Below are 25,350 nucleotides of genomic sequence, written 5' to 3'. Positions count from 1 at the left end.
GCCGCATGTCACTCGATGCCCACGTGATCGACATCAACCCCGCCCGACAGCTGCGGGTGCTGATGCTCTCCTGGGAGTACCCGCCGGTGCTCGTCGGCGGTCTCGGTCGACACGTGCACGCCCTCTCCGTCGCCCTCGCCGCCGCCGGCCACGAGGTCACCGTCGTCACCCGCCACAGCGACGGCGCACCCCTGGAGGAGTACGCCGACGGCGTACGCATCCTGCGCGCCCCCGAGGACCCGGTCACCTTCCCCCTCGCCACCAACTCGCTGCTGGCCTGGACGATGGCCTTCAACCACACCCTCACCCGCACCGCCCTGCGCGCCACCGAGGCCGGCTCCTACGACGTCATCCACGCCCACGACTGGCTCGTCGCCCACACGGCCGTCACCCTCGCCGAGCACCTGGACCTCCCCCTGGTCACCACCATGCACGCCACCGAGGCCGGCCGGCACCAGGGCTGGCTGCCGGAGGAGATGAACCGCACCATCCACGGCGTCGAGCACTGGCTCAGCAGCTCATCCATCCGGGTGATCACCTGCTCCGGGTACATGCGCGATCAGGTGACCACACTGTTCGACGTACCGACCGCCCAGGTCGACGTGGTGCCCAACGGGGTCGACGACCGGGCCTGGCGGGCCCGCCCCCGAGCGGTCGCGTCGGCCCGGGCACGGTTCGCCGGGGACGGCCCGTTGGTCGGGTACGCCGGGCGGCTGGTCTACGAGAAGGGCGTCCAGCACCTGGTGCACGCCGTACCCCGGCTGCGCGAACGACACCCGGGGCTGCGCGTCGTGATCGCCGGCGACGGCCCCTACCGCACCGAGTTGGAGGCGGAGGCGCGACGACTGGCCCTCAGCTCGACCGTCCGGTTCACCGGGTTCCTCGACTCCAACCAACTACCGGCGATGCTCGGCGCCACCGACGCGACAGTGGTGCCCAGCCTCTACGAGCCGTTCGGCATGGTGGCGCTGGAGGCGGCGGCCGCCGGGGCGCCCCTCGCCGTGGCCCGTACCGGCGGCCTCGCCGAGATCGTCGAATCCGGCGTGACCGGGGTGACCTTCCCGCACAGCGACCCGGACGCGCTCGCCGGCGCGGTCGGCCAACTGCTCGGCGACGAGGTCTTCGCCCGACGGCTGGCCCGCCGGGCCCGCACGATGGTCGGCGAGCGGTACGGCTGGGCCACCATCGCGGCCCGCACCGCCGCCAGCTACGCCACCGCTCGTCGCGAACACGGCCCCGTGCAGGCCCGACGCGCCGCCGCCCGACTGAGCGGCGGGCGGACCCGGATCGCCATCCCGGAAGGGAACCTGCTCGCCGCCGCCGCCGACCACGCCGCCTGCTGAGCCGAGTCGGACGACCGATAGGTGACTTCCGATGCGCTGGTTAGGGTGTAGCCCGGACAGCGGCTGAGGAGGAGCGTGCACACGTGCTGATCGCCGGTCGGTACCGGCTGCTCGACCTGGTCGGTCGCGGGGGCATGGGTCGGGTCTGGCGCGCCCACGACGAGATGCTGCACCGCGAGGTAGCGGTCAAGGAGATCGTTCCACCGAGTTGGTTGGCCGATCACGAACGGGCCGAGGTGCGCTCACGCACCATGCGGGAGGCACGCGCCGCGGCCCGACTCAACCACCCCGCCGTGGTCCGGCTCTACGACGTCGTCGCGGTCGACGGCAGCCCATGGATCGTCATGGAGTACGTCCCGTCCCGCACCCTGCAGGACGTCGTGGACGCCGAAGGGCCGCTGGAGCCGGCCCGCGCGGCCCGGATCGGGCTGGCCGTGCTCGACGCGTTGCAGGCCGCGCACACCGCCGGGGTGCTGCACCGCGACATCAAACCGCAGAACGTGCTCGTGGCGCACGACGGGCGGGTGATGCTCACCGACTTCGGGCTGGCCACCTTCGACGGCGGCGACGGCGCGATGACCCGCCCCGGCATGGTCTTCGGCTCCCCGCAGTACGTGGCTCCCGAGCGGGCCGCCGAGGGCGTGTCCACGGTCGCCGCCGATCTGTGGTCGCTCGGGGCGACCCTGCACGCCGCCGTGGAGGGGAAGTCCCCGTACGCCCGCAGCACCGCGATGGCCACCCTGAGCGCGCTGGCCGCCGGCCCGCCGGACCCTGCCCCGCACGCCGGGGCGCTCGCGCCGCTACTTGACGGGTTGCTGCGCCGCGACCCCCGCGAGCGCCTCGACCACGAGACGGCCCGCCGGTTGCTCAGGACGGCCGCGACCGGCCGCGCCGACAGGCCGTCGGCGACCGACCGACCCTCGGCCGACGGGCCGGTGCCAGGGCTGGTTGGCCAGCCCGCCACGGCGGACGACCCTGACGACCAGGACCCCACCGTCCCGCTGCCCGACCCGGCCGACCCGGCCACAGCCGGTGGCGCCTCCCCCACGCCGGCCCCGGATCCGGCGGCCGCCGGGCGTACCGCGCGTCGGGTCGCAGTGGTCGCCGTCGCGCTGCTGGTCGCCGTCGTGGCCGGCGTCGCCACCGCGCTGACCGTCGCCGACGACAAGCCTCGCGACCCCACCGGCTGGTCCTCCCCGCCGCCGAACCGCCCGCCCGGCGGCGGGCCGATCGGCCCCGGCCCGCCCCCGAGGGGGCGGAACGTCCCCCCGCCCCCGTTCGCCTGTGTCCGCCCGGACGTCGTCGGATCGCCTGTGCAGGCCGGCGCGCCGACCTCTGGCGAGGAACTCCGGCCGCCGCCCGGATGGGTCTGGCACGCCGACACGGCCGGCTTCCGGGTCTCCGTACCGGCGACGTGGCTGACCTCCCGCGACGGCACGGTGGCGTGCTTCCAGGACCCGGCGACCGGCCGGGCCTTCAGCGTCGCAGAGGGCGGCGCCGCCGATCCCCTGGAGCTTCTACGGACCGCCCGCGAGACGGCGGCCGGGGCGGGCGCCCTGCCGGGGTACGACGAGATCCGGCTCGCCACTGGCGACGGCGGAGCCGAGTGGGAGCTGCGTTGGCAGACGCCGCACGGCCCATGGCTGCACGCCCGGCAGGAGGTCCTCGGTGCCGAGGGCTGGACGCTGGGTTGGATCACCCGGGACGAGGACTGGGCCGGGGCCGCAGCCGACTGGGAGCTGGTGCGAAAGAGTTTCCGACCACCCCGCTGACCTGCGCCGTATGGCCATGATCCGGACCACCGTCCGTCGTGGATCGAGGCCGCTCAGTGGATGAGAAAGCCGGCACTGGTGGCTATCGTGGATCCCGGGGTGACCGAGGGGGAGCGACCGTGCATCAGTTGCTGATCGCGGGTCGGTACCGGCTGCTCGACCTGGTCGGCACCGGCGGAATGGGCCGGGTGTGGCTTGCTCGCGACGAGATGTTGCATCGCGACGTGGCGGTGAAGGAGGTCGTGCCGCCGTCCTGGCTGGCCGAGACCGAGCGCGAGGAGTTGCGGCTCCGAACCCTGCGGGAGGCGCGCACCGCCGCCCGGCTCAACCATCCCAACGTGGTCCGCATCTACGACGTGGTGCACGACCGAGAGAGCCCCTGGATCGTGATGGAGTACGTGCCGTCGCGATCGGTGCAGCAGATCATCGGCGCCGAGGGGCCGCTGAGCCCGCAGCGCACCGCCCGGATCGGGCTGGCGGTGCTCGCCGCGTTGCGGGCCGCGCACACCGCCGGGGTGCTGCACCGCGACGTGAAGCCGCACAACGTGCTGGTGGCCGACGACGGGCGGGTGGTGCTCACCGACTTCGGGCTGGCCACCTTCGACGGCGGTGACGGTGTGATGACCGGGCCCGGCACGGTGCTCGGCTCGCCGCAGTTCGTCGCCCCCGAGCGGGCCCGCGAAGGGGTGTCCGACGCCCGCACCGACATGTGGTCGTTGGGCGCGACGCTCTACGCGACGGTCGAGGGGCAGTCACCGTACGCACGGTCGAGCGCGATGGCGACGCTCAGCGCGCTGGCCACCGAACCACCGGATCCGATGCGTCGGGCCGGCCCGTTGCGTCCCGCCCTCATCGGCCTGTTGCAGCGCGACCCCTGGCGACGGTTGACCGCCGCCGAGGCGGAGCCGCTGTTGCGCAGCGCCGCGGCGAGTCATGACGAGCCCGCCGGGTCGGTCCGCTCATCGGCCGTCGCGGCGGTCCTCAGCGCCGGGCGGGCCATCGCGCCGCACCCGGTCGAACCGGTGGCCCCGCCGGACGAGCCGGCCACGCCAGCCCCGAGCCCGCGCCCGCGGCGCCCACCCGGCCGGCGATGGCGCCTGATCGCCCTGGGTGGTGCGGCCACCGCTCTGCTCGTCGCGGGTGGCGTCACGCTGGCGTTTGTCAACCGACACGATGACCGGACCCCACCGTCCGGCTCGGGTGGTGGCGCGCCGACCTCCCGGCCGGCGGCGTTCGCCTGCACGTCGTCCCCGCCACCGTCGGCGACCCCGGTGGTGGCGGTGTCACCGCCACCCGACGTGAAGTACGGGCTGCGCGAGGGCTGGACCTGGTACGACGACCCGACCGGGTTCCGGATCGCCGCGCCGGTGGGGTGGGCGCGCTGGACCGAGGGCTCGGTGACCTGTTTCCGGAAATCCGGCGGGTCCCGGGTGCTCAGCGTCGAGGCGGGGCCGGCCCGCGCGGATCCGGTGGCGTACTGGAAGACCGAGGAGGCTCGGCTGACCGCGAGTGCCGCGCTGCCCGACTATCGCAAGGTGGACATCTCCGCGATGGACATCTTCGAGGGTGGCGCGGTGTGGGAGTGCGGCTGGCAGAACGCTGTCGGCGTTCCGGTGCACAGCTTCCGGCTGTTGGCCAACACCTCGGCCGACCGTTCATACACCGTCTCGTGGTTGACAGAAGAGTTCGACTGGCAGGTCAACGCGGCATACTTGCCGATGATCCGGCAGAGCTTCACCCCCACCCTGTGACACGGTCCGATGTGGACTTGCCGGGTGATGCCCCTGCGGCGCCGACGCTGACTACAGTGGCGTAGTTTTGGGCGCTCAAGATCCCTGGGGAGGGTGAGCCGAGATGATGGGACCGCAACACGCGCTGTCCGGCGCGGCGGTGTGGCTGGCTGGCTCCTGGGCACTGGAGCAGTTCGCCGACTACCACCAGTCGCCGCTCGCGTTGGCGGTGGGCACCGCCGTGTGCGCCGGCGGCGCGCTCTTTCCCGATCTCGACATGTCGGGCAAGGTGACCAAGAACCAGGGTGGGGCCACCGTGGCCCGTACCTTCGGGGTCTTCTCGCTCTTCGCCGCCGAGGTGATGGAGAAGATCTCCCTCGGGGTCTACTACGCCACCAAGCTCAGCAGGGACCCCCGCCGTAACAACGGGCACCGGACGCTGACCCACACGCTGCCGTTCACCCTGTTGGTCGGCTGGGGCACCACCGCTCTCTGCGCCGCGTACGGCAAGTGGGCGGTCATCACCATCCTGTTCTTCATGTTCGGCCTGGCACTGCGCGGGCTGTTCGACGAGTGGGCCGAGCGGGCCGGGTGGGTGATCATCACTCTCGCGTCGGCCGGGGCGGCCTGGTTCACCTTCGCCAACCTGCCGGGCGGACGCGGCTATCCGCTGATCGGCACCGCGCTGGGCGTGGGCTGCTTCGTGCACATCCTCGGCGACATGATCACCAGAGCGGGCGTGCCCATCCTCTGGCCGATCCCGATCAAGCGGCGCATGTGGATGATGATCGGCCTGCCGAACAGCATCGCCCTGCGCGTCGGCAGCAAGGCCGAGGTGGTCGGGATGCGCATCGCGCTGACCGTCGTCTCGGCTCTGGCCACCGTCGGCCTGATCGCGCCCTCGGTGCTGAGCCGTTTCGACATCGACATATGACCGATCCGGCGCCGGCGATCCCGCCGGCCGAGGACGAACGCGTACCGGAGTTCTGCCGCGCCCTGGGGTTGCCCGGCCTCGCCGACGTGCACGTGCACTTCCTCCCGCCGCGCCTGCTGCGTCGGGTGTGGGCCTACTTCGACGCCGCCGGGCCGCTGGTCGGCACCGAGTGGCCGATCCGCTACCGGTGGAGCGACGCCGACCGGGTCGCGCACCTGCGCCGGCTCGGGGTGCGGGCGTTCAGTGCCCTGGCGTACGCGCACCGACCGGGCATGGCGGCGGAACTCAACCGCTGGACGCTGGACTTCGCCCGCGACACCCCCGGGTGCCTGGCCTCGGCCACGTTCTACCCCGAACCGGAGGCCCCCGGGTACGTCGAGGCGGCCCTCGCCGAAGGCGCCCAGGTGTTCAAGCTGCACCTGCAGGTCGGCGGCTTCGCGCCGACCGATCCGGCGCTGGACCCGGTGTGGGGAATGCTGTCCGACGCGGGTGTGCCGGTGGTGGTGCACGCCGGGCACGCACCGGTGGGGACCACCAACACCGGTCCCGACCCGTTCGCCGCCCTGCTCGCCCGTCACCCTCGGCTGACCGCCGTGGTAGCGCACCTGGGCGCCCCGGACTACCGGGCCTTCCTGGACCTCGCCGAGATGTACGAGCGGGTCCGGCTGGACACCACCATGGCCTTCACGCCCTTCTTCGACCAGTTCGTCCCCTTCCCCGCCGAGGAGTTGCCCCGGTTGCGCGAGTTGGGGCTGGCCGGCAAGGTGCTGCTGGGAAGCGACTTCCCGAACATCCCGTACCCGTACGCCGACCAGGTGACCGGGCTGGCCCGACTGGACCTGGGCGACGACTGGCTACGCGCGGTCTGCTGGAACAGCGCCGCCACCCTCTTCAACCTGCCCTGACCCCACCCCTGGCCTCCGGCCGGCCGCCGCGCGCACGCGCAGGGCGCTCGGGAGGGACGCGCGGGGGGCCGCACACCCCCGCTGAATTCTTTTCGACATCGGCTATTGACGTCGCCGTAACAGGTGGCCTAGCGTCCTGTCGAACCGCTTCGTCGAAACGCTTCGACGAAGTTCGGGAGCGGTCCCACCCCAGGCCGGAGGAGGTGCGCGGTGGCCACCATGCACGACGTCGCCCGCCTCGCACAGGTCTCGGTCAGCACCGTCTCGTACGTGCTCACCGGCACCCGGCCGATCTCGCAGGCCACCCGCAACAAGGTGCTCGCCGCGATGGCACAGCTCGACTACCAGCCCAACGCGATGGCCCGCGGGCTGGCCAGTCGTCGCAGCCGGATCCTCGGCCTGCTGATGCCGATGGACGAACGCGGCCTCGGCGCCACCGAGACCGCCTTCGTCACCGGTGCCGCCGCCGCGGCCAGCGTCGCCGGCTACCACCTGGTGCTCTCGCCGGTCGGTGGAGGCGACCTCGACGACCTGCGCCGGCTGGCCAGTCAGCGGATGCTCGACGGGGTCGTGCTGATGGAGGTCCAGCTGGCCGACGAGCGGGTCACAGTGCTCCAGGAGGCGGGGGTGCCGCTGGTGCTGATCGGCCGCACCGGCGACACCAGCACGCTCTCCTACGTCGACATCGACTTCGACCAGACCGTCCGGGAGGCCGTCGCGCACCTGGTCGGCCTCGGGCACCGGCGGATCGTCTACGTCAACCACTCGGCCGCCACGTTGGCCAGCGGTTACGGGCCCGCGCTGCGTACCCGTGACGCCTTCACCGCGGCGATGACCGGGCACGGCCTGGAGCCGGTGATGATCGCGGCCGAGGACAGCGCCGCCGGCGGGCGGGCCGCCCTGGCCGCCGCGTTCGCGCAGGCCCCGGAGCTGACCGCGGTGCTGGCCATGAACGAGACGGCGATCTTCGGCATCCTCGGCGAGTTGACCGGCCGCGGGTTGTCAGTGCCCGACGACGTCTCCGTCGTCTCGATGGTCACCTCGCCGCAGGTCGCCGAACTGGCCACCCCGGCGCTGACCGCGATGACGTCACCCGGTTCGGCGCTCGGCCGGATCGCGATCGAGGCGCTGACGCGCCACCTGGACGGCCCCGCTGACCTTCGTCACCAGCAACTGCTGCCGTGCGCGTTGGAGATCCGGGGGTCGACCGCACCGCCCCGAAGCCGCCAGCCAATGGGGGCCGATCAGTAAATGGCCCGCCGTCGCGCTGCAACGCGACGACGGGCCCCGTGAAGTACCGGCTAGATACTCAACGAGGAGGATGCTAATGCAGCGATTCCGCCGGCTCGTCGCCGCGATCGCCCTGGCGGCGACAGCGACGACCACCGTGGCCGCCTGCGGCGGTGGTGACAACGGGGACAGCAGCGACGCCAAGGTTCTCAAGCTCTGGCACTACGAGAGCGAGAACAGCGCCATGGGGGTCGGCTGGAACCGGGCGATCGAGCTCTTCAAGTCCGAGCACCCGGGCGTCGAGGTGCGCTTCGAGCGCAAGGCGTTCGAGCAGATCCAGCAGAACGCGGGCATGATCATCAACTCGTCCGAGGGCCCGGACATCATGGAGTACAACAAGGGCAACGCGACCGCCGGGCTGCTCTCCTCCCAGGGCCTGCTGGCCGACCTGAGCAGCGAGGCCGACAAGCGCGGCTGGGCCGACAAGCTCAGCCCCAGCCTGCAGACCACCGCCCGGTACAGCGACAAGGGCGTGATGGGCTCGGGCAAGTGGTTCGGTGTGCCGAACTACGGCGAGTACGTCACGGTCTACTACAACAAGGACCTGTTCCAGAGCAACGGCGTCAAGGTCCCGACCACGATGGCCGAGATGACCGCCGCGATGGACACCTTCGTCGGCAAGGGCATCACCCCGCTGGGCATGGCCGGCGCCGAGTACCCGGCCGGGCAGCTCTTCTACCAGCTCGCCCTCTCCAAGGGCGACCGGCAGTTCGTCGACAACTACCAGCTCTACAAGAACCCTGTCGACTTCAAGGCCGACCCGCTCAAGTACGGCGCGGACACCTTCGCCCAGTGGGTGCAGAAGGGCTACGTCGCGAAGAACTCGGCCAGCCTCAAGGCCGAGGACATGGGCACCGCCTTCATCGGCGGCAAGGTTCCGATGATCGTCTCGGGTAGCTGGTGGTACGGCCGGTTCAAGACCGAGATGAAGGCCAACTGGGACACCTTCCTCTTCCCCGGCAACACCCTGCAGGCCGGCTCCTCCGGCAACCTCTGGGTGGTCCCGGAGAACAGCAAGGCCAAGAGCCTGGCGTACGACTTCATCGACATCACCCTGCGTCCGGAGATCCAGGACCTGATCGGCAACAACGGCGGTGTTCCGGTCGCCGCTGACGCGTCGAAGATCAGCGACCCGAAGGACCGCAAGCTGATCGAGGACTTCAACACGGTCAGCAAGTCCGACGGACTCGCCTTCTACCCGGACTGGCCGGTCCCCGGCTACTACGACGTGCTGGTCTCCGGCTTCCAGGGTCTGATCAACGGCTCGAAGTCGCCCGACCAGGTTCTCGACACGATCGCCAAGCCGTACGCCGATGGCGTCAAGGAGATCACCGGCAAGTGACACGGCGAGCGGCGGGCGCGACCGGCACGACCGGCGCGCCCGCCAGCCCCCGCCGGGAAGGATCTTCCATGGCTGTCTCCGAGACGGTCGCCGCCACACCGCCGGCCGCGACCCCCACCCCGCCCGCGCCCAGCCGCAGACGCCGCGGCCGCAACGCGGCGTACTGGCTCTACCTGCTCCCCGGAGCGGTGCTCTTCCTCCTGGTCATCGGCGCGCCGCTGATCGGCACCCTCTACCTGTCGCTGACCAAGTGGTCCGGCATCGGTGACCCCCGGTGGGTCGGCCTGGACAACTACCAGCAGTTGCTGCAGGACGACGTGTTCTGGGCGTCGTTCCGCAACACCGTCTGGATGCTCGTCGCGATGGTGGTGGTGCCCACAGTGCTCGGGCTGCTGCTCGCCGCGGTGCTCTTCGACGTCATCGGCCGCCGGTTCAAGCCCCGCACCGCCGCCGCGCTGCGGGCCGCGTTCTACCTCCCGCAGGTGCTGCCCGTCGTGGTGGCCGGCATCGTCTGGGGTTGGATCCTGCGCCCCGACGGCGCGTTCAACAGCCTCCTCGACGCGGTCGGTCTCGGGGCGTTACGCCACGACTGGCTCGGCGACCCGGGCACCGCCCTGCCGGCCGTGATGGCCGTGATGATCTGGGTGCAGATCGGCTACCCGGTGGTCGTCTTCATGGCGGCGTTGCAGCGGGTCGACCCCGAGCTGTACGAGGCGGCCGAGGTCGACGGTGCGAACTGGCTGCACCGGTTCCGGGCGATCACCCTTCCGCAGATCAGGCCAGAGACCTTCGTGGTGGCCCTGACCTGCACCATCGCCGCGTTGAAGGTGTTCGGGCCGATCTTCGCCCTGACCCGGGGCGGCCCGGACAACGCCACGAACGTGCCGTCGTACTTCGCCTACTACACGTTCTTCAAGAAGCTGCAGGTCGGCTACGGCTCCGCGATCTCCATGGTGCTGACACTGATCATCGTGGTGGTGGCCGGGATCTTCATCTGGATGCAGGCCCGCAGCGAGCGCCGGGACCGGGGGATCTGACATGGCCGTCACGCTCACACCGAGCACCGCGCCGGTGACGCCGGCCCGGCCCGTACGCGATCGACACCACCGTGGCGTCAGCCGCTGGGTGGTGCTCGCTCTGGTCACCCTCGGCGCGCTCGTCATGCTGGTGCCGTTCGCGTTCATGCTGCTCAACGCGTTCAAGTCGCCCGGCGACTATTCCTCGGGCGGCCCGCTGAGCTGGCCGACGGAGTTCTACACCAAGGGTCTGCGCACGTACTGGACCGAAGTGAACTTCCCGCTGAAGTTCTGGAACTCGGCGGTCATCGCCGGCTCGGTGGCCGTGCTCGGCGTCGCCGTGTCACTGCTCAACGCGTACGCGCTGGGCATCGGCCGGGTCCGGGGCCGGCTGTGGATCGTCGGTCTCTTCCTGCTGGCCAACATGCTGCCGCAGGAGGCGCTGATCTACCCGCTGTACTACGTGGCGAAGCAGGTCGGCCTCTACAACACCCAGCTCTCGGTGATCATCATCTTCACCGTGATCCAGAGCGCGTTCGGCACGTACCTGCTCGCCTCGGTGATGGGCACGTTCCCGCGCTCACTGCTGGAGGCCGCCGCGCTGGACGGCGCCGGCAAGTGGACAGTGCTGTGGCGGGTGGTCTTCCCCAACCTGCGGCCCACCCTCGCGGTGCTGCTCATCTTCTTCTTCATCTGGACGTGGAACGAGTTCCTCATCCCGCTGGTCATGCTGATCGACAACCAGACGCAGACCATTCCGGTCGCGCTCGCGTCGTTGCAGGGCGACCGGCTGATGGACGCTCCGACCACCAACGCCGGCGCGCTGATCAGCCTGGTGCCGGCCATCCTCTTCTTCCTCATCTTCCAGCGCACTCTGGCGCGCGGCATCACGGCAGGAGCCGAGAAGTGAAGTTCACCGACGGGTACTGGCAGCTGCGCCCCGGCGTCAGCGTCCTGCGCCCCGGCACCGTGGAGTCGGTCGAGCCGGACGCGCGCGGCTTCACCGTCTTCGCACCGACCGGTCAGATCACCGGCCGCGGCGACACCCTCAACCGTCCCCTGGTCACCGTCCGGTTCTTCTCCCCCGCCCCCGGCGTCATCGGGGTGACCATCGCCCACCACACCGGAGGGCTGCCCCGCGAGCCGCACTTCGGGCTGAGCACCGACGAGACGCACCCGGTCACCGTCGACGTCACCGGGCTCAGCGCGACGCTGACCACCGGCGAGCTGACCGCGCGGGTCGCGCTCATCGACGGGTGGCGGGTCGACTTCCTGCACGGCGACCGGCTGGTCACCGCGTCCACCGCACGCAGCATCGGTGTCGTCACCGACGCCGAGGGCCGCCGGCACGTACACGAACGGCTCGCCCTCGGTGTCGGCGAGACGGTGTACGGGCTGGGCGAGCGCTTCGGCCCGTTCGTCAAGAACGGGCAGACCGTCGACATCTGGAACGCCGACGGGGGCACCGCCAGCGAGCAGGCGTACAAGAACGTGCCGTTCTACCTGAGCAGCGCCGGCTACGGGGTCTTCGTGGACCACCCGGAGCACGTGTCGTTCGAGGTCGGCTCCGAGGTCGTCACCCAGACCCAGTTCAGCGTCGAGGGCCAGTCACTCACCTACTACGTCATCGACGGGCCCAACCCCAAGGACGTGCTGCGCCGGTACACCGCCCTCACCGGCCGTCCGGCCCGGATCCCCGCGTGGTCGTACGGCCTCTGGTTGTCCACCTCGTTCACCACCTCGTACGACGAGAAGACGGTGACCGAGTTCGTCGACGGGATGGCCGAGCGCGGGCTGCCGCTGTCGGTGTTCCACTTCGACTGCTTCTGGATGCGTCAGTTCCACTGGGTCGACTTCGTCTGGGACCCGGCGACCTTCCCCGACCCGGAGGGAATGCTGCGCCGGCTGCACGAGCGCGACCTGAAGGTGTGCGTCTGGATCAACCCGTACATTGCGCAGCGCTCGTACCTCTTCGAGGAGGGCCGCGAGGCCGGTTACCTGGTGCGCAACCCGGACGGTTCGGTCTGGCAGTGGGACAAGTGGCAGGCCGGCATGGCGCTTGTCGACTTCACCAACCCGGACGCGGTCCGCTGGTTCACCGGCAAGCTCAAGGCCCTGCTGGACATGGGCGTCGACTGCTTCAAGACCGACTTCGGTGAGCGCATCCCGACCGACGTGGTGTGGCACGACGGCTCGGACCCGCAGCGGATGCACAACTACTACTCGTACCTCTACAACAAGGCGGTCTTCGAGCTGCTGGAGACCGAGCGCGGCGAGGGCGAGGCGGTGCTGTTCGCCCGCTCGGCCACCGCCGGCGGGCAGCAGTTCCCGGTGCACTGGGGCGGCGACTGCGAGTCGACCTTCGTCGCGATGGCCGAGTCGCTGCGCGGCGGGTTGTCCCTGGCCGCGTCCGGCTTCGGCTACTGGAGCCACGACATCGGCGGCTTCGAGGGCACTCCCGACCCGGCGGTGTTCAAGCGGTGGGTCGCCTTCGGGCTGCTCTCCTCGCACTCCCGGCTGCACGGGTCCGGCTCGTACCGGGTGCCGTGGGCGTACGACGAGGAGGCCGTGGACGTGCTGCGGCACTTCACCCACCTCAAGCTCGGCCTGATGCCGTACCTGGCGGCCGCCGCCCAGGAGGCGCACCACGACGGGACGCCGGTTATGCGGCCGATGTTCCTGGAGTTCCCGGACGACCCGGCGACGGCACACCTGGACCGGCAGTACATGCTCGGCCCGGACGTGCTGGTCGCCCCGGTGCTCAGCGCCGACGGCGACGTCACGTACTACGTACCCGCCGGCACCTGGACGCACCTGCTCACCGGCGCGCAGGTCACCGGCCCGGCCTGGTTGACCGAGAAGCACGACTTCGACAGTCTGCCGGTGCTGGCCCGACCGGGCGCGGTCATCCCGTTCGGCTCGCGCACCGACCGACCGGACTACGAGTGGGCCGACGATGTGCGGCTGCGGGTGTACGCACCGACCGAGGGGCAGCGGACCCGGGTACGGGTACCGTCACCCGGCAACGGACCGGGCGCCGAGTTCGACGTGCGCTACGAGGGTGGGACGGCCAGCGCCGAACTGGTCGCCGGCACCTCGACGGGCTACATCTGCGAGATCCAGGGGACGGAACGATGACGCAACACCACTTCCCGGAGAGCTTCGTCTGGGGCTCGGCTACGGCCGCGTACCAGATCGAGGGCGCGGCGACCGAGGACGGGCGCGGACCGTCCATCTGGGACACCTACAGCCACACACCGGGCCGGACCCTCAACGGTGACACCGGTGACGTGGCTGCCGACCACTACCACCGGTGGGCCGACGACCTCGGGCACATCGCCGACCTGGGGCTCGGCGCGTACCGGTTCTCCATCTCCTGGCCCCGGGTGCAGCCGGGCGGCTCGGGCCGGTTCAACCAGGCCGGCATCGACTTCTACTCGCGGCTGGTGGACGGGCTGCTGGAGCGGGGCGTCCGCCCGGTGGCCACCATGTACCACTGGGACCTGCCGCAGGAGTTGGAGGACGCCGGAGGGTGGGCGGCGCGGGAGACCGCGTTGCGCTTCCAGGAGTACGCGGCGGGCATCGTCGGTGCGCTGGGCGACCGGGTGCACACCTGGACGACGCTCAACGAGCCGTGGTGCTCCGCGTACCTGGGCTACGCCTCCGGCGTGCACGCGCCGGGTCGGACCGAGCCGGCGGCGGCGCTGGCCGCTGTGCACCACCTCAACCTCGCGCACGGTCTGGCTGGTCGGGTGGTCCGGGAGCTGGCCCCGTCCGCCGAGCTGTCGGTGACGCTGAACCTGCACGTCGTCCGGGGCGCGTCCGACTCGGCCGCCGACCAGGACGCGGTCCGGCGGATCGACGCGCTGGCGAACCGGGCGTTCCTCGGTCCGATGCTGGACGGGGAGTACCCGGCCGACCTGCTGGCCGACACCGCCTCGGTCACCGACTGGTCGTTCGTCCGCGAGGGCGACGAGAAGCTGATCGCGGTGCCGCTGGACGTGCTCGGGGTCAACTACTACTCCAGCACCCTGGTCCGGGCCTGGGACGGGGTGTCGGCCCGCTCCGACGCCGACGGGCACGGCGCGTCGACCTCGACGCCGTGGGTCGCCGCGGAGAACGTCGACTTCCTGCCGCAGCCCGGCCCGTACACGGCGATGGGTTGGAACATCGACCCGCCGGCGCTGACTGAGCTGCTGCTGCGCCTCCAGCGCGAATACCCCAGCCAGCCCATGATGATCACCGAGAACGGCGCGGCGTTCGACGATGTGGTGTCGGCCGACGGCCGGATCCACGACGACCGGCGGATCGACTACCTGCGTCGGCACATCGGCGCGATGGCCGACGCCCGCGCGCAGGGCGCGGATGTGCGCGGCTACTTCGTCTGGTCATTGCTGGACAACTTCGAGTGGGGCTACGGCTACGACCGTCGCTTCGGCATCATCCGGGTCGACTACGACACCCAGGTACGCACCTGGAAGGACAGCGCCCACTGGTACCAGCGCCTCGCCGCCACCGGCGAGCTGGACCAGGCACAGGACTGACACCGACCCACACGGCGTCGCCGTCACCCGCCCGCCGAGGGCTGGTGGCGGCGACGCCGTTTCGGCACCCCGACCGCAACCTCGCCGCCCGCCCTGCCACCGGGAACGGCGTCCGGCTCAGGCGTTGGTGCGGCGGGCACGAAGCCCACCCCACAGCATCAGAACGCAGACGCCGATCAGGACCGGCTCCAGGGCGAAGGCGGTGACCAGCCCGTACCGGTCCGCCAGGCTGCCGAGCAGGAAGGGGGAGACGCCGGCGACCACGCCGAGGATCAGTTGCGAGCGGGCGTTGGCTCGGTCTTCGTGCCCGCCGGCCGCGCCGAGGGTGAGCGCGAGCGAGAGCGGATAGAGGTTCGCGATGCCCACCCCGCACAGGAACAGCCCGAGGACGGCGAGAACCGGTTGGTCGGTCAGCCAGAACAGGACGAAACTGGGGCCGGTGACCGCCAACGAGGCGTACAACAGCGCGACGCCGCGGCCGGGGCGACGGGTGAGCCGCGCGCCGAGCAGACGACCGATCAGGATGCCGAGGTAATTGCTGCTCAGCGCGGTGCTGGCGGCGGTGGCGGACATGCCGGCGTGGATGAGCATCTGGGGGCCGAAGTACACCAGACAGAACTCGATCGCCGAACTGACAGCGGTCAGCACGGCGAACAGCCAGCAGGCCAGCGGCAGGCCTCCGACTCCCGCCGGGGTGGCGGGCTGCGGCACCGCCGGTAGCGGTTGGCGGCGGTAGCGCAGGTACAGCACCAGGAGGACGGCGGCGGGCAACGCGAACGTGGCGCGCCAACCCACCGCGCTGGCCGCCAGCACGCCGAGGATCAGCGGAGCGAACACCGCGGAGGCGCCAGCGCCGACGTTGGCCTCGGTCAATGCCCGGTCCCGCCGATCACCGTGTCGGTCGGACAGTACCGCCTGGACCACTGTGAGCATCGTGGTCCCGGCCAGACCGAGCACCACGGCGCCGAGCAGGGTGGCCGGTACGCCACCGCCGAGGGTGAACAGGCCCGCGCCGATGACCGTGGCGAGGGCCGAGCACCACAACAGCACACCCCTCGCCAGACGGCGAGCCGCCCACACGAACCCCACTGCGGCGAGGGCCGCGCCCGCCGCCAAGAGCACTTGATAGACGCCGAGCAGGGTGTAGGAGAACCCCCACTCTTCGCGCAGGAAGGTCAGCGCCGGCCCGAAGGCGTACAGCCAGAACGTCCAGCAGCCCAGGGCGGCGTACGAGAGCACTGTCGGCGAATCCCGTACGAACGTCTCGGTTTCGGTCTGCTGCCGCATTGTGTATCGATACACAGATAGAGTCTGTGCCATGAACCGTCCTGCGGACAACCCCAAGCGGCCGACGCTGCGGCAGGTGGCGAGCGCTGCCGGCGTCTCGCCGATGACGGTCTCCTACGCCTACTCCCAGCCTGGAAGGGTTTCCGCCGAGGCTGCGGCGAAGGTACGCGCGGCGGCACAGAAGCTGGGCTACCCCGGGCCGCACCCGGCCGCCCGCGGGTTGCGCCGTGGGCGGGTCGGCACGCTCGGCGTCGTGCTCGGCGAGCGGTTGAGCTACGCCTTCGACGATCCGCAGGCGGCGCGCTTCCTCGCCGGGGTCTCCGACGTGTGCGCCGCCGAAGGCGTCGGACTCACCCTGGTCCCGATCACTGGCGCACCCACCGACGCCGAGCGCGTCGCGCAGGCAGCCGTGGACGGCTTCGTCGTCTGGACCACCAGCGACGATGATCCGGTCCTGGACGCCGTCGCCGACACCGGCCTGCCCGCGGTGGTGCACGCCGGTCCGCACGGGCGGGGAATGCCGGTGATCGGAATCGATGACCGAGCCGCCGCAGCCGCGATCGGCCAGACCGCGTTCGCCGAAGCCCGCCGCCCGCTGGTGCTCGGCTTCCCGCTGGACCGGAGGCGCTCCCGCCACCTCCTCACCGGCGGCGACGTGGTCGACATGAAGTACCCGGTCACCCGCCACCGATGGGAGGGCTTCCTCGACGCCTGGACGCAGGCGGGACGCCTTGCCACGCAATTGAGGTTGGCCAGCTGCCCGGTCAACCACAGCACCGAAGGGGAGACCTTCGCTCTTGAGCTGCTACAGGGTGCCGAGCCACCGGACGCCATCGCCGCGATGAGTGACGAGCTGGCCCTCGGGGCCCTGCGCGCCGCCGCACGAGCCGGCCTGCACCTACCTGACGACCTGACCCTGACCGGCTGGGACGATTCGGACGCGGCTGCGGACGCCGGACTGACCACCCTGGCCCAGTCCCTGCGCGACCAGGGGGCCCACTGCGCACGCGTGGCGCTCGGGCGCCCCACCCAGGCCTCGCCGCAGCATCGGTGGCACATCGTCGCTCGCGCCACCACCCGCCGCTGACACCGGCAGCGCGCCTCCTGGAATCCGGTGGTGCCGGCGCCGGCCCGGCATGTCGATGTGCTGGTGAGCGATATACCTCAGAGTCATATTCATACCTCTGAGGTATATCGCTCACTACCGCGTCCGCTCCGACGGAGGCGACCGACGGTCACCGCCGACCGCCGGGCTGCGCCCACAGCCCCAGCCAGGCCAGGACCTACTCGTCTAGACGCCGACGCGCTGCGGCGGGACCGTGAGCCCGTAGAGCTCCATCAACTCCGGGGTGTCGATCCGGCTGCCGTCGGCCACCGAGTCGCAGGCGATGTCGACGATCTGGTCCTTGTGCGCCAACAGGTACGGCCGGGCGCCCACGTCGGCGCTGGCCAGCGTGGCGATGCCGGGCCAGTGCCGGCGGCCGAACAGCATCGGGTAGCCGCGCAGACCGTCGTAGGTGGCGCAGACCAGCACGTCCGGGTACGGCAGCGCGGTCACCCGGCTGACCGCCTTGGCGGTCAGACCCGGCATGTCGACCGGGACCACCACCACCGCCTCGATCCCCTCGTCGTCCATGGCGGCCAGGCCGGCCCGGATGGACGAGCCGACTCCGGTGCCCCACGCCTTGTTGATCACAACGGTCGCCTTGCCCAGGTCGGCGGCTTCCTGGACCTGCTCGGCGGCAGCGCCCAGGACGACCACGATCTGCTCGCAGCCCGCCTCGGTCATCGTGTCGATCATCTGATTCACCAGGGGCTTGTCACCCTGGTGCAGCAGCGCCTCGGGACCACCGATCCGTCGTCCCCCGCCTGCGGCGATGATCATTCCTGCGATCCGGTTCAGCTGCGCCCCCTCCAGCACGGGACGGACCGTGACCGATCCGTCCCCTCCTACGGACACTGCAACGAGGACGGCCAGCCGTGGGTGGCGGGGCGAAAAGGAGAAATAGCACAACCGTTACACGACCGGCATCTCCCGGCACGAGCACTCCGCCGGTCAGGCCGCGTCGGCGTAACAGTCGACGATGGACAGGTCCAGTGGGAACCGGACCGGCGTCGCACCGAAGAGCAGCGCGGAGGCGCGCTCGCCGCAACGGTTGACAGCCTCGGCGACCGCGTCCGCCTGATCGGCCGGCGCGTGCACGACCACCTCGTCGTGCTGGAAGAAGACCAGCTCGGCGTCGGTGCCGGACAACTCCGTCCGTAGCGTGGCCAGCAACGTGGAGGCCCACTCCGCCGCCGTGGCCTGGATGACGAAGTTGCGGGTGAAGCGCCCCCGGGACCGGGCGGCCCGCGCCCGCGGACTGTGCGGGTCACCCGCCCCCTCCGGATCGGAGGGCTCGTCGTCGAGATCACCGAACCCGGCAGAGCCGGGCGGACACGTCCGCCCCAGCCACGACCGCACCAGCCCACCGTTCTCACCGGTACGCGCCGCCGCCTCGACGTAACCGAACGCCGTCGGGTAACTGCGCTTCAGCACCGCCAACGCGGGGACCGCGGCCCCGCCGGTCTGCCCGTACATCGCCCCGAGCAGGGCCACCTTGGCCTTGGCCCGGTCACCGCCGAACGAGTCCCGGGCAAGGGCCGCGTAGAGGTCGCCGGCAGCGCCAGCCGTCGCCAACCGCGCGTCGCCGGAGACCGCGGCCAACACCCGGGGCTCCAACTGGCCGGCGTCGGCGACCACCAACCGCCAACCCGGATCGGCCACCACCGCCCGCCGGATCACCTTGGGGATCTGCAACGCGCCACCACCCCGGGTGGCCCACCGGCCGGAGACGACGCCAGCCGGCACGTACTCCGGTTGGAACCGGCCGCCCCGCACCCACTGATCGAGCCAGGCCCAGCCGTGCGCCGTCCAGATCCGGTAGAGCTCCTTGTATTCCAGCACCAGCGGCACCGCAGGATGGTCCACCCCGCGCAGCACCCAGGCCCGGGTGTTGGGCAGCTCCACCCCGACCCGGGCGAACGCCTTCAGCAGCTCCGCCGGGGAATCGGTGTGCAGGCCGCGTACGCCGAGAGCGTCGGCGATCCGGGCGGCCAGCTCGGCGAGTCGGCGTGGCGGACCACCGACCGGGGACGCCTCGCCGAGCAGCTCGTGCAGGATCTCGTTGTGCACGTCGGCGCGCCAGGGCAGCCCGGCGACGCCCATCTCCGCCGCGATCAGCGCGCCGGCCGACTCGGCGGCCACCAGCAACCGGAACCGGCCGGGGTGCTCGGTCGCGGCGACGCGGGTGAGCTGGTCGGCGTACACCTGGGTCAGTGCCTCGATGCCCGGGCCTGGCGGACCGGGCACTGTGTCGAAGAGCGCGCCCTGCCCGTGCCCGGGCGGCGCGGCGGCGCGCGGCGGCGGGTCGGGCGGCACGGCCGCGCCGGTCAGCCGGGCCCAGGCGGCGGCCAGCGAGCGGGGCTCGCCCCAGCGGCCCGCGTGCCCGAGCAGCAACGCCTCGGTCAACTCCACGTCGTGACACCGATCGACCCGGACGCCGGCGCGCAGCAGCGGTGGGTAGACCGCCGTGGCGGTCGACCAGACCCAGCGCGGGTGCTCGGCGGCCTCGCGGGCGGCGACCGCGGCGACCAGATCGGTGACGACCTCGGGCGGGCCGGTCGGCCGGCCGGTGGCGTCCAGCGGGCACAGCACTCCCCCACCCCGCTCGTCGGACACCACCGCCACCAGCACGAACGTGATTCTGCCTCTCCCGTCCGACAGAAACGGAGGCGCACCTCACCATGATCGGGTCGGTGGGGTGTCAGGGCCGCTCGGTAGCGTGATCGGGTGCCTCCCCAGATCCCGCATCCCGATCCTGGCACCCCCGACGCCCGCGGCCCGATGCGCTACCTCTGGTGGCTGGTCCGCTGCCAACCCTGGCGGGTGCTGCGCGGCAGCCTGATCGGCACGGCCTGGATGATCGGGCTCTCGGCCCGGCCCTACCTGATCGCCCGCGCCGTCGACGACGGGCTGCGCGAACGCGACACCCAGGCCCTGGCGCTCTGGGTCGCGGCGATCGTCGTCGCGGGCGTGGCCCTGTCCTACCTGGGCATCATGCGGCACCGCACGATGACCTTCATCCGGGAGGATGCCAAGGCCCGCTCGGCGGAGGTTCTGCTGCGCCACCTGTCCCGCATCGGCGCGGTGCTGCCCCGCCGGGTCGGGGCGGGCGAGGTGTCCACCATCGGCGGTTCCGACATCGACTGGACGGCGCAGGTGCTGACGCTGACCGGGCCGGGCGTCGGCGCGGTCGTCGCGTACGGGGTGATCGCCGTGGTGCTCTGGTCGATCTCCCCGATGCTCGCGCTCTGCGTGCTGGTGGGGGTGCCGGTCGTCGGTCTGATCGTGGGGCCGCTGCTGCGCCGCCTGGAGCAGGTCGAATCGGTCTATCGCAAGCAGCAGGGCGCGCTCACCGCCCGATCCGGTGACATCGTGGCCGGGCTGCGGGTGCTCGCCGGGGTGGGCGGCCGGGACCTGTTCGCCCGGCGGTACGCGTCCCGGTCCCAGGAGCTGCGCGCCGAGGGCTACCGGGTCGGCGCGGTCAACAGCTGGATCGACGCGGCGACTGTCGCCATCCCCGGGTTGTTCCTGGCGGCGGTGGTGTGGCTGACGGCCCGGATGGCGGTGACCGGTGACGTCACGATCGGCGAGTTGGTCGCCGTCTACGGCTACGTGGCGACCCTGATCGTGCCGGTCTGGTTCCTGCTGGAGGGCAGTCACCAGCTCATCCGCGGTCGGGTCGCCGCCCGGCGGATCGCCGACCTGCTCAACGTGACACCGGACGACGTCGGTGGCCCGGGTCGCCGGTGGCCGGGCGCCGTGCCCGAGGCACGCCGGCCGGATGCCCTGGCCGCACCGGTCGGCCCGGCCGACCTGCACGACCCGGTGACCGGCCTGACCGTGCGGGCCGGCCAGCTGACCGGGGTGGCGGCAGACGACCCGGCGGCGGCCGTGGCGTTGGCCGACCGGCTCGGCCGGTACGTCGCCAGCGAGGTCACCTGGGCCGGCGTGCCGCTGCGCGAGGTCGCCCTGGACGAGGTCCGCGCGCGAATCCTCGTCGCCGACCACGACTCCTACCTCTTCGCCGGCACGCTGCGCGACATCCTGGGCGCCGGGGCCGACGACGACGAACGGATCAGCGCGGCCCTGCGGACCGCCTCGGCGCAGGACGTCGTCGACGCCCTGCCCGCCGGGCTGGACACCCCGATCGACGCCCGGGCCCGGACGCTCTCCGGCGGTCAACGCCAACGGCTCCGCCTGGCCCGGGCGCTGAGCAGCGAACCGGAGGTGCTGATCCTCGTCGACCCAACGTCGGCGGTGGACGCGCACACCGAGGCGCGGATCGCCGAGCGGCTGCGGGCCGCGCGGGCCGGGCGGACCACCGTGGTGATCGCCACGTCGCCGCTGCTGCTCGGCCGGGCCGATCTGGTCGCGCTTCTGAGCGCCGGCCGGATAACCGCCACCGGCAGCCACGCCGACCTGCTCGACGACGACCCGGCCTACCGGTACCTGGTGGCCCGCGGCAGCGAGGAGGCGTACCGGTGAGCCGACTGCCGGTGGCCGACCGCCGCACCGTACGCCGGGCCCTGCGGGACATGATCAGCCGGCACCGGCGCGCCGTCGGGGTCGTGCTGGCGCTGCACAGCGCCGCCGCGGTCACCGGGCTCGCCCCGCCCTGGCTGTTGGGCACCATCGTCGACCGGGTCACAGCGGGCGCGGGCGTGGCCACTGTGGACCGGCTGGCACTGGCCATCGCCGGCTGCGTCCTGGTCAGCGCCCTGCTCTCCCGCTACGCCCAGTACGCCGGCCACCGCTTCGGCGAACGGGCCGTCGCCGAGCTGCGCGAGGAGTTCGTCTCCCGGACCCTCGGGCTGCCCGTCTCGGTCGTCGAGCGTGCCGGCTCCGGGGACCTGGCCACCCGCAGCTCGGTCGACGTGTCGACGGTCGGCACCACCGTCCGGGACGTGGTGCCCACCATCGTCATCGCCACGGTGCAGTTGACGTTGCTGTTCGGGGCGGTCTTCCTGCTGCACCCGCTGCTCGGGTTGGCCGCGCTGGCCGGGCTCCCGTCGATCGTGGCGGTGACCCGCTGGTACCTGCGCCGGGCCAGCTCCGCGTACCTCACCGAGGGCGCGGCGGCGGCCGAGCTGACCGAGACGCTGACCACCACCGCCGAGGGCGCACGCACTGTGGAGGCGCTGCGGTTGGCCGAGGACCGGATCAAGCACGGCACCACCCGCGTCACAACGGTGTGGCGGGCCCGTCGGGCGACCCTCGCGCTGCGTACCGTGTTCTTCTCGGTCGTCGAGGCCAGCTATCCGCTGCCGGTCGCCATGGTCCTGCTCGTCGGGGGCTACCTGTTCTCCCGGGACATGGTGTCGCTCGGCGCGGTGGTCGCCGCCGCGCTCTACCTGCAACAGGCGATCGACCCGATGGACCGGCTGTTGCAGTGGACCGAGCAGGCGCAACGCGGCTTCGCGTCGTACGCGCGGCTGCTCGGCGTCGGCATGGTCCCGCCGGAACCACCCGGCACGACCGCCTCGTCACGGGGTGAGCGGCTCGTCGTCCGTGGGGCCCGGTTCTCCTACTCCGACGGGCCGGACGTGCTGCACGGCATCGACCTGGAGGTGCAGCCCGGTGAGCGGCTGGCCGTCGTCGGCCCGTCCGGCGCCGGCAAGTCCACCCTGGCCCGGCTGCTGGCCGGGATCGACGCGCCGCGGCACGGCGTCGTGAGCATCGGCGGCTGCCCGGTCACCGACCTCGACCCCGCCGAGCGACGCCGCCGGATCGCCCTGGTCACCCAGGAACACCACGTCTTCATCGGCTCGGTTCGCGACAACCTCTCCTTCGCCGCGCCCGACGCCTCCGACGAACAGATGCGCGCCGCGCTGCTCACCGTGGGCGCCGAGTGGTTTGCCGAGCTGCCCGACGACCTGGACACCCAGCTCGGCGACGGGGCCCGTCAACTCGGTGCGGCCGAGGCCCAACAGCTCGCGCTGGCCCGGTTGGTGCTCGCCGACCCGCACACGCTGATCCTGGACGAGGCGACCGCCGCGCTCGACCCGTCCACCGCCCGCCGGACCGAACGCGCGCTGGCCGCCGTACTGGTCGGGCGGACCGTCATCGCGATCGCGCACCGGCTCAACACCGCGCACGACGCCGACCGGGTCGCCGTGCTCGCCGACGGACGGATCACCGAGATCGGCAGCCATGACGAGCTGGTCGCGGCCGGCGGGGCGTACGCAGCCCTGTGGCACTCCTGGCATACCCGCGTCGACGAGCGCTGAGACGTCCTACTTCACCGCACCGGAGGTGAGGCCGGCCTGGATCTGACGCTGGAACACCGCGTACACGATGATCATCGGGAGGATGGCGATGGTCAGCGCGGCGAACAGCCCGGACCAGTCCGCCTCGTAGCCGGCGTTGACGGAGATGTCGGCGATGCCCTGGGTGAGCACCCATTTGTCCTTGGCGTTGGAGAGCAGCACCAACGGGAGCTGGTACTGCGCCCACTGACCGATGATGTTGAAGATCGTCACACTGATCAGGCCCGGCTTCGCCATCGGCATCATGACCTGGAAGAACAGTCGAGTGTGCCCGCAGCCGTCGATCATCCCCGCCTCGGCCACCGACGACGGCAGCGTCTTGAAGAACGCGGCCAGGAAGAACACCGTGAACGGCAACGAGTACGCGCTGTAGACCAGCACCACCCCGGTGTGGGTGTCCAGCAGACCCAGGTTCTTCACCACGAAGAAGAGCGGCACCAGTGCCAGGAAGACCGGGAAGGCCAACCCCGAGACGAAGAGGAAGTAGACCGCCCGGTTGCCCCAGAACTTGTAGCGGGCCAGCACGTACGCGGCCATCGAGCCGAGCAGCATGGTGAGGAACGTGCTGCACGACACCACGATCACGCTGTTGAGGAAGTACCGCCCGACGTGGGCCTTGGTCCAGGCCCGCCCGAAGTTCTCCCAGCGCAGCTCGGCCGGCAGCGTCCACGGGCTGCTGAAGATCTCGCTGGTGTTCTTGAACGCGGCGAGGAAGGTCCAGAGGATCGGCACGATCACGATCACCGCCCACACGGCGAGCGCGACATGCCCCAGGCCGGCGAAGAACCGTACCTCCGAGCGGGGGCCCTTGTGCCCCGACCCGGCGGGGGCGGACGGGTCACCGGTCTTCGGCGGCAGGGCCGCCGGCGTCGGCGGCAGCGTCGACTGCGGATTCATCAGTACTCCACGCTTTCCCGCTTGGTGAGCCGCAGCGTCAGCGCCGCGAACGTGAGGGTGAGGAAGAACAGCGCCACGCCCATCGCCGAGGCGTAGCCGTACTTCGAGTAGACGAACGCGTTGCGGTAGATCTCCATGGCGAGCACCGTGGTGGCGCCGTCCGGGCCGCCACCGTCCACCGAGAGCACCGCCACGATGGCGAACGCGTCGAACGCCGCGATCCCCAGGTACACCCAGGCAACCTGGAGGGTGTCCCACAGCAGCGGCAGGGTGACCCGGAAGAACAAGGTCACCTTCGTCGCCCCGTCCATCTCGGCGGCCTCGTAGATCTCACCGGGGATGGAGGCCATCCCGGCCGAGAAGAGCACCACGTAGAAGCCGACCGCCTGCCAGACCAGCACCGCGATGATCGACCAGAGGGCCAGGTTCGGCTTGACGAGGAAGAGGATCGGCTCGATGCCGAACTTCATCAACACGCCGTTGATCAGGCCGGACTCGTTCGGCCGGTACACCATCTGGAACAACACCGCGATGATGGCCACCGCCAGGACCTGGGGGAAGAAGAACACCACCCGGTAGAACTTCGCCCCCCAGACCCCCTGGCGTTGCCCGCCGCTGCTCTTGCCGCCCACGTTGAGCAGGAAGGCGAAGAACAGGGCGATGGCAATGGTGATCAGCGGCAGGGCAAGCAGCAGTACGCCGTGGTGCTGGACCGCTTTCCAGAAGGCCCCGTCGTCGAGCAACCTCCGGTAGTTGTCGAAGCCCACCCACTGTGGGGCCGACAGCCCCCGCCAGTTGGTCATCGAGATCTGGAACGCTTGCGCGTACGGCCAGATCACGAATGTCACGTACAGCGCGACCGGGGCGAACAGGAACCCGATCACGAATGGATACTTGCCGTGCCGCATGACCCTAGCTC

The 25,350-nt window shown here is 71.4% G+C and carries 19 protein-coding genes; 14 read left to right on the top strand and 5 right to left on the bottom strand.

Annotated features, from left to right (window positions below; translation table 11 throughout):
- Positions 1 to 5: 5 nt before the first annotated feature.
- The 11 genes from GA0070561_RS21990 to GA0070561_RS21940 all read left to right on the top strand — a co-directional run bounded on the left by GA0070561_RS21990 (position 6) and on the right by GA0070561_RS21940 (position 14,876).
- Positions 6 to 1,343, top strand: coding sequence for a glycosyltransferase family 4 protein (locus GA0070561_RS21990; RefSeq protein WP_208603823.1), 1,338 nt, complete (start codon positions 6 to 8; stop codon positions 1,341 to 1,343).
- 83 nt (positions 1,344 to 1,426) lie between these two features.
- Entirely contained in the window at positions 1,427 to 3,115 is a 1,689-nt protein-coding gene (locus GA0070561_RS21985) for a serine/threonine-protein kinase (protein ID WP_244166372.1), read from the top strand.
- 119 nt (positions 3,116 to 3,234) lie between these two features.
- Positions 3,235 to 4,866: a serine/threonine-protein kinase gene (locus GA0070561_RS21980; protein WP_244166371.1), complete on the top strand. Its 1,632-nt coding sequence runs from the start codon at positions 3,235 to 3,237 to the stop codon at positions 4,864 to 4,866.
- A gap of 103 nt (positions 4,867 to 4,969) precedes the next feature.
- Positions 4,970 to 5,779, top strand: coding sequence for a metal-dependent hydrolase (locus GA0070561_RS21975; protein ID WP_091404025.1), 810 nt, complete (start codon positions 4,970 to 4,972; stop codon positions 5,777 to 5,779).
- Complete coding sequence (locus tag GA0070561_RS21970; RefSeq protein WP_091404020.1) at positions 5,776 to 6,684, top strand: amidohydrolase family protein; 909 nt, start codon at positions 5,776 to 5,778, stop codon at positions 6,682 to 6,684. The genes GA0070561_RS21975 and GA0070561_RS21970 overlap by 4 nt, the downstream gene beginning before the upstream one ends.
- A 219-nt stretch (positions 6,685 to 6,903) precedes the next feature.
- The gene (locus GA0070561_RS21965) at positions 6,904 to 7,935 is read left to right on the top strand and encodes a LacI family DNA-binding transcriptional regulator (RefSeq protein ID WP_244166411.1); all 1,032 of its coding nucleotides are present in this window, start codon (positions 6,904 to 6,906) and stop codon (positions 7,933 to 7,935) included.
- Positions 7,936 to 8,011: 76 nt separating this feature from the next.
- Positions 8,012 to 9,316, top strand: coding sequence for an ABC transporter substrate-binding protein (locus GA0070561_RS21960; protein ID WP_091404012.1), 1,305 nt, complete (start codon positions 8,012 to 8,014; stop codon positions 9,314 to 9,316).
- 68 nt (positions 9,317 to 9,384) lie between these two features.
- The gene (locus GA0070561_RS21955) at positions 9,385 to 10,353 is read left to right on the top strand and encodes a carbohydrate ABC transporter permease (protein ID WP_091404009.1); all 969 of its coding nucleotides are present in this window, start codon (positions 9,385 to 9,387) and stop codon (positions 10,351 to 10,353) included.
- Between the two features lies 1 nt (position 10,354).
- Entirely contained in the window at positions 10,355 to 11,242 is an 888-nt protein-coding gene (locus GA0070561_RS21950; protein WP_091404006.1) for a carbohydrate ABC transporter permease, read from the top strand.
- The gene (yicI, locus tag GA0070561_RS21945; protein WP_091404004.1) at positions 11,239 to 13,470 is read left to right on the top strand and encodes an alpha-xylosidase; all 2,232 of its coding nucleotides are present in this window, start codon (positions 11,239 to 11,241) and stop codon (positions 13,468 to 13,470) included. Before GA0070561_RS21950 ends, yicI begins: the two co-directional genes overlap by 4 nt.
- Positions 13,467 to 14,876: a GH1 family beta-glucosidase gene (locus tag GA0070561_RS21940; RefSeq protein WP_091404001.1), complete on the top strand. Its 1,410-nt coding sequence runs from the start codon at positions 13,467 to 13,469 to the stop codon at positions 14,874 to 14,876. Before yicI ends, GA0070561_RS21940 begins: the two co-directional genes overlap by 4 nt.
- Positions 14,877 to 14,993: 117 nt before the next feature.
- On the opposite strand, the gene GA0070561_RS21935 is transcribed toward GA0070561_RS21940, so the two are convergent.
- Positions 14,994 to 16,163, bottom strand: coding sequence for an MFS transporter (locus tag GA0070561_RS21935; RefSeq protein WP_167362457.1), 1,170 nt, complete (start codon positions 16,161 to 16,163; stop codon positions 14,994 to 14,996).
- Between the two features lie 31 nt (positions 16,164 to 16,194).
- On the opposite strand from GA0070561_RS21935, the gene GA0070561_RS21930 reads away from it, so the two are divergent.
- Positions 16,195 to 17,250 carry a LacI family DNA-binding transcriptional regulator gene (locus GA0070561_RS21930; protein WP_091403995.1) on the top strand — a complete coding sequence of 352 codons (1,056 nt, stop codon included), beginning with the start codon at positions 16,195 to 16,197 and terminating at the stop codon, positions 17,248 to 17,250.
- Between the two features lie 204 nt (positions 17,251 to 17,454).
- Here the strand turns inward: GA0070561_RS21930 and GA0070561_RS21925 are convergent, their stop codons facing one another.
- Both GA0070561_RS21925 and GA0070561_RS21920 read right to left on the bottom strand, forming a co-directional pair.
- Complete coding sequence (locus GA0070561_RS21925) at positions 17,455 to 18,048, bottom strand: nucleotidyltransferase family protein (protein ID WP_091405247.1); 594 nt, start codon at positions 18,046 to 18,048, stop codon at positions 17,455 to 17,457.
- A 171-nt stretch (positions 18,049 to 18,219) separates the two neighbouring features.
- Positions 18,220 to 19,899, bottom strand: coding sequence for a bifunctional 3'-5' exonuclease/DNA polymerase (locus GA0070561_RS21920; protein ID WP_373861619.1), 1,680 nt, complete (start codon positions 19,897 to 19,899; stop codon positions 18,220 to 18,222).
- 150 nt (positions 19,900 to 20,049) lie between these two features.
- On the opposite strand from GA0070561_RS21920, the gene GA0070561_RS21915 reads away from it, so the two are divergent.
- Together GA0070561_RS21915 and GA0070561_RS21910 are read left to right on the top strand one after the other, a co-directional pair.
- A complete protein-coding gene (locus tag GA0070561_RS21915; protein ID WP_244166410.1) occupies positions 20,050 to 21,753 on the top strand; it encodes an ABC transporter ATP-binding protein in 1,704 nt (567 codons plus the stop codon).
- Between the two features lie 50 nt (positions 21,754 to 21,803).
- On the top strand, positions 21,804 to 23,495 hold the full coding sequence (locus GA0070561_RS21910; protein ID WP_244166409.1) for an ABC transporter ATP-binding protein: 1,692 nt from the start codon (positions 21,804 to 21,806) through the stop codon (positions 23,493 to 23,495).
- A gap of 6 nt (positions 23,496 to 23,501) precedes the next feature.
- On the opposite strand, the gene GA0070561_RS21905 is transcribed toward GA0070561_RS21910, so the two are convergent.
- Together GA0070561_RS21905 and GA0070561_RS21900 are read right to left on the bottom strand one after the other, a co-directional pair.
- On the bottom strand, positions 23,502 to 24,431 hold the full coding sequence (locus GA0070561_RS21905; protein WP_091403979.1) for a carbohydrate ABC transporter permease: 930 nt from the start codon (positions 24,429 to 24,431) through the stop codon (positions 23,502 to 23,504).
- Positions 24,431 to 25,339, bottom strand: a complete 909-nt coding sequence (locus GA0070561_RS21900; RefSeq protein WP_091403976.1) for a carbohydrate ABC transporter permease — start codon at positions 25,337 to 25,339, stop codon at positions 24,431 to 24,433. Before GA0070561_RS21900 ends, GA0070561_RS21905 begins: the two co-directional genes overlap by 1 nt.
- Positions 25,340 to 25,350: the final 11 nt, after the last annotated feature.

The sequence above is a fragment of the Micromonospora saelicesensis genome, assembly GCF_900091575.1.
In the GTDB taxonomy this organism is placed as follows: Bacteria; Actinomycetota; Actinomycetes; order Mycobacteriales; family Micromonosporaceae; genus Micromonospora; species Micromonospora saelicesensis.
Note: the sequence above shows the minus strand (reverse complement) of the source record. Positions and strands in the feature narration are given on the sequence as shown.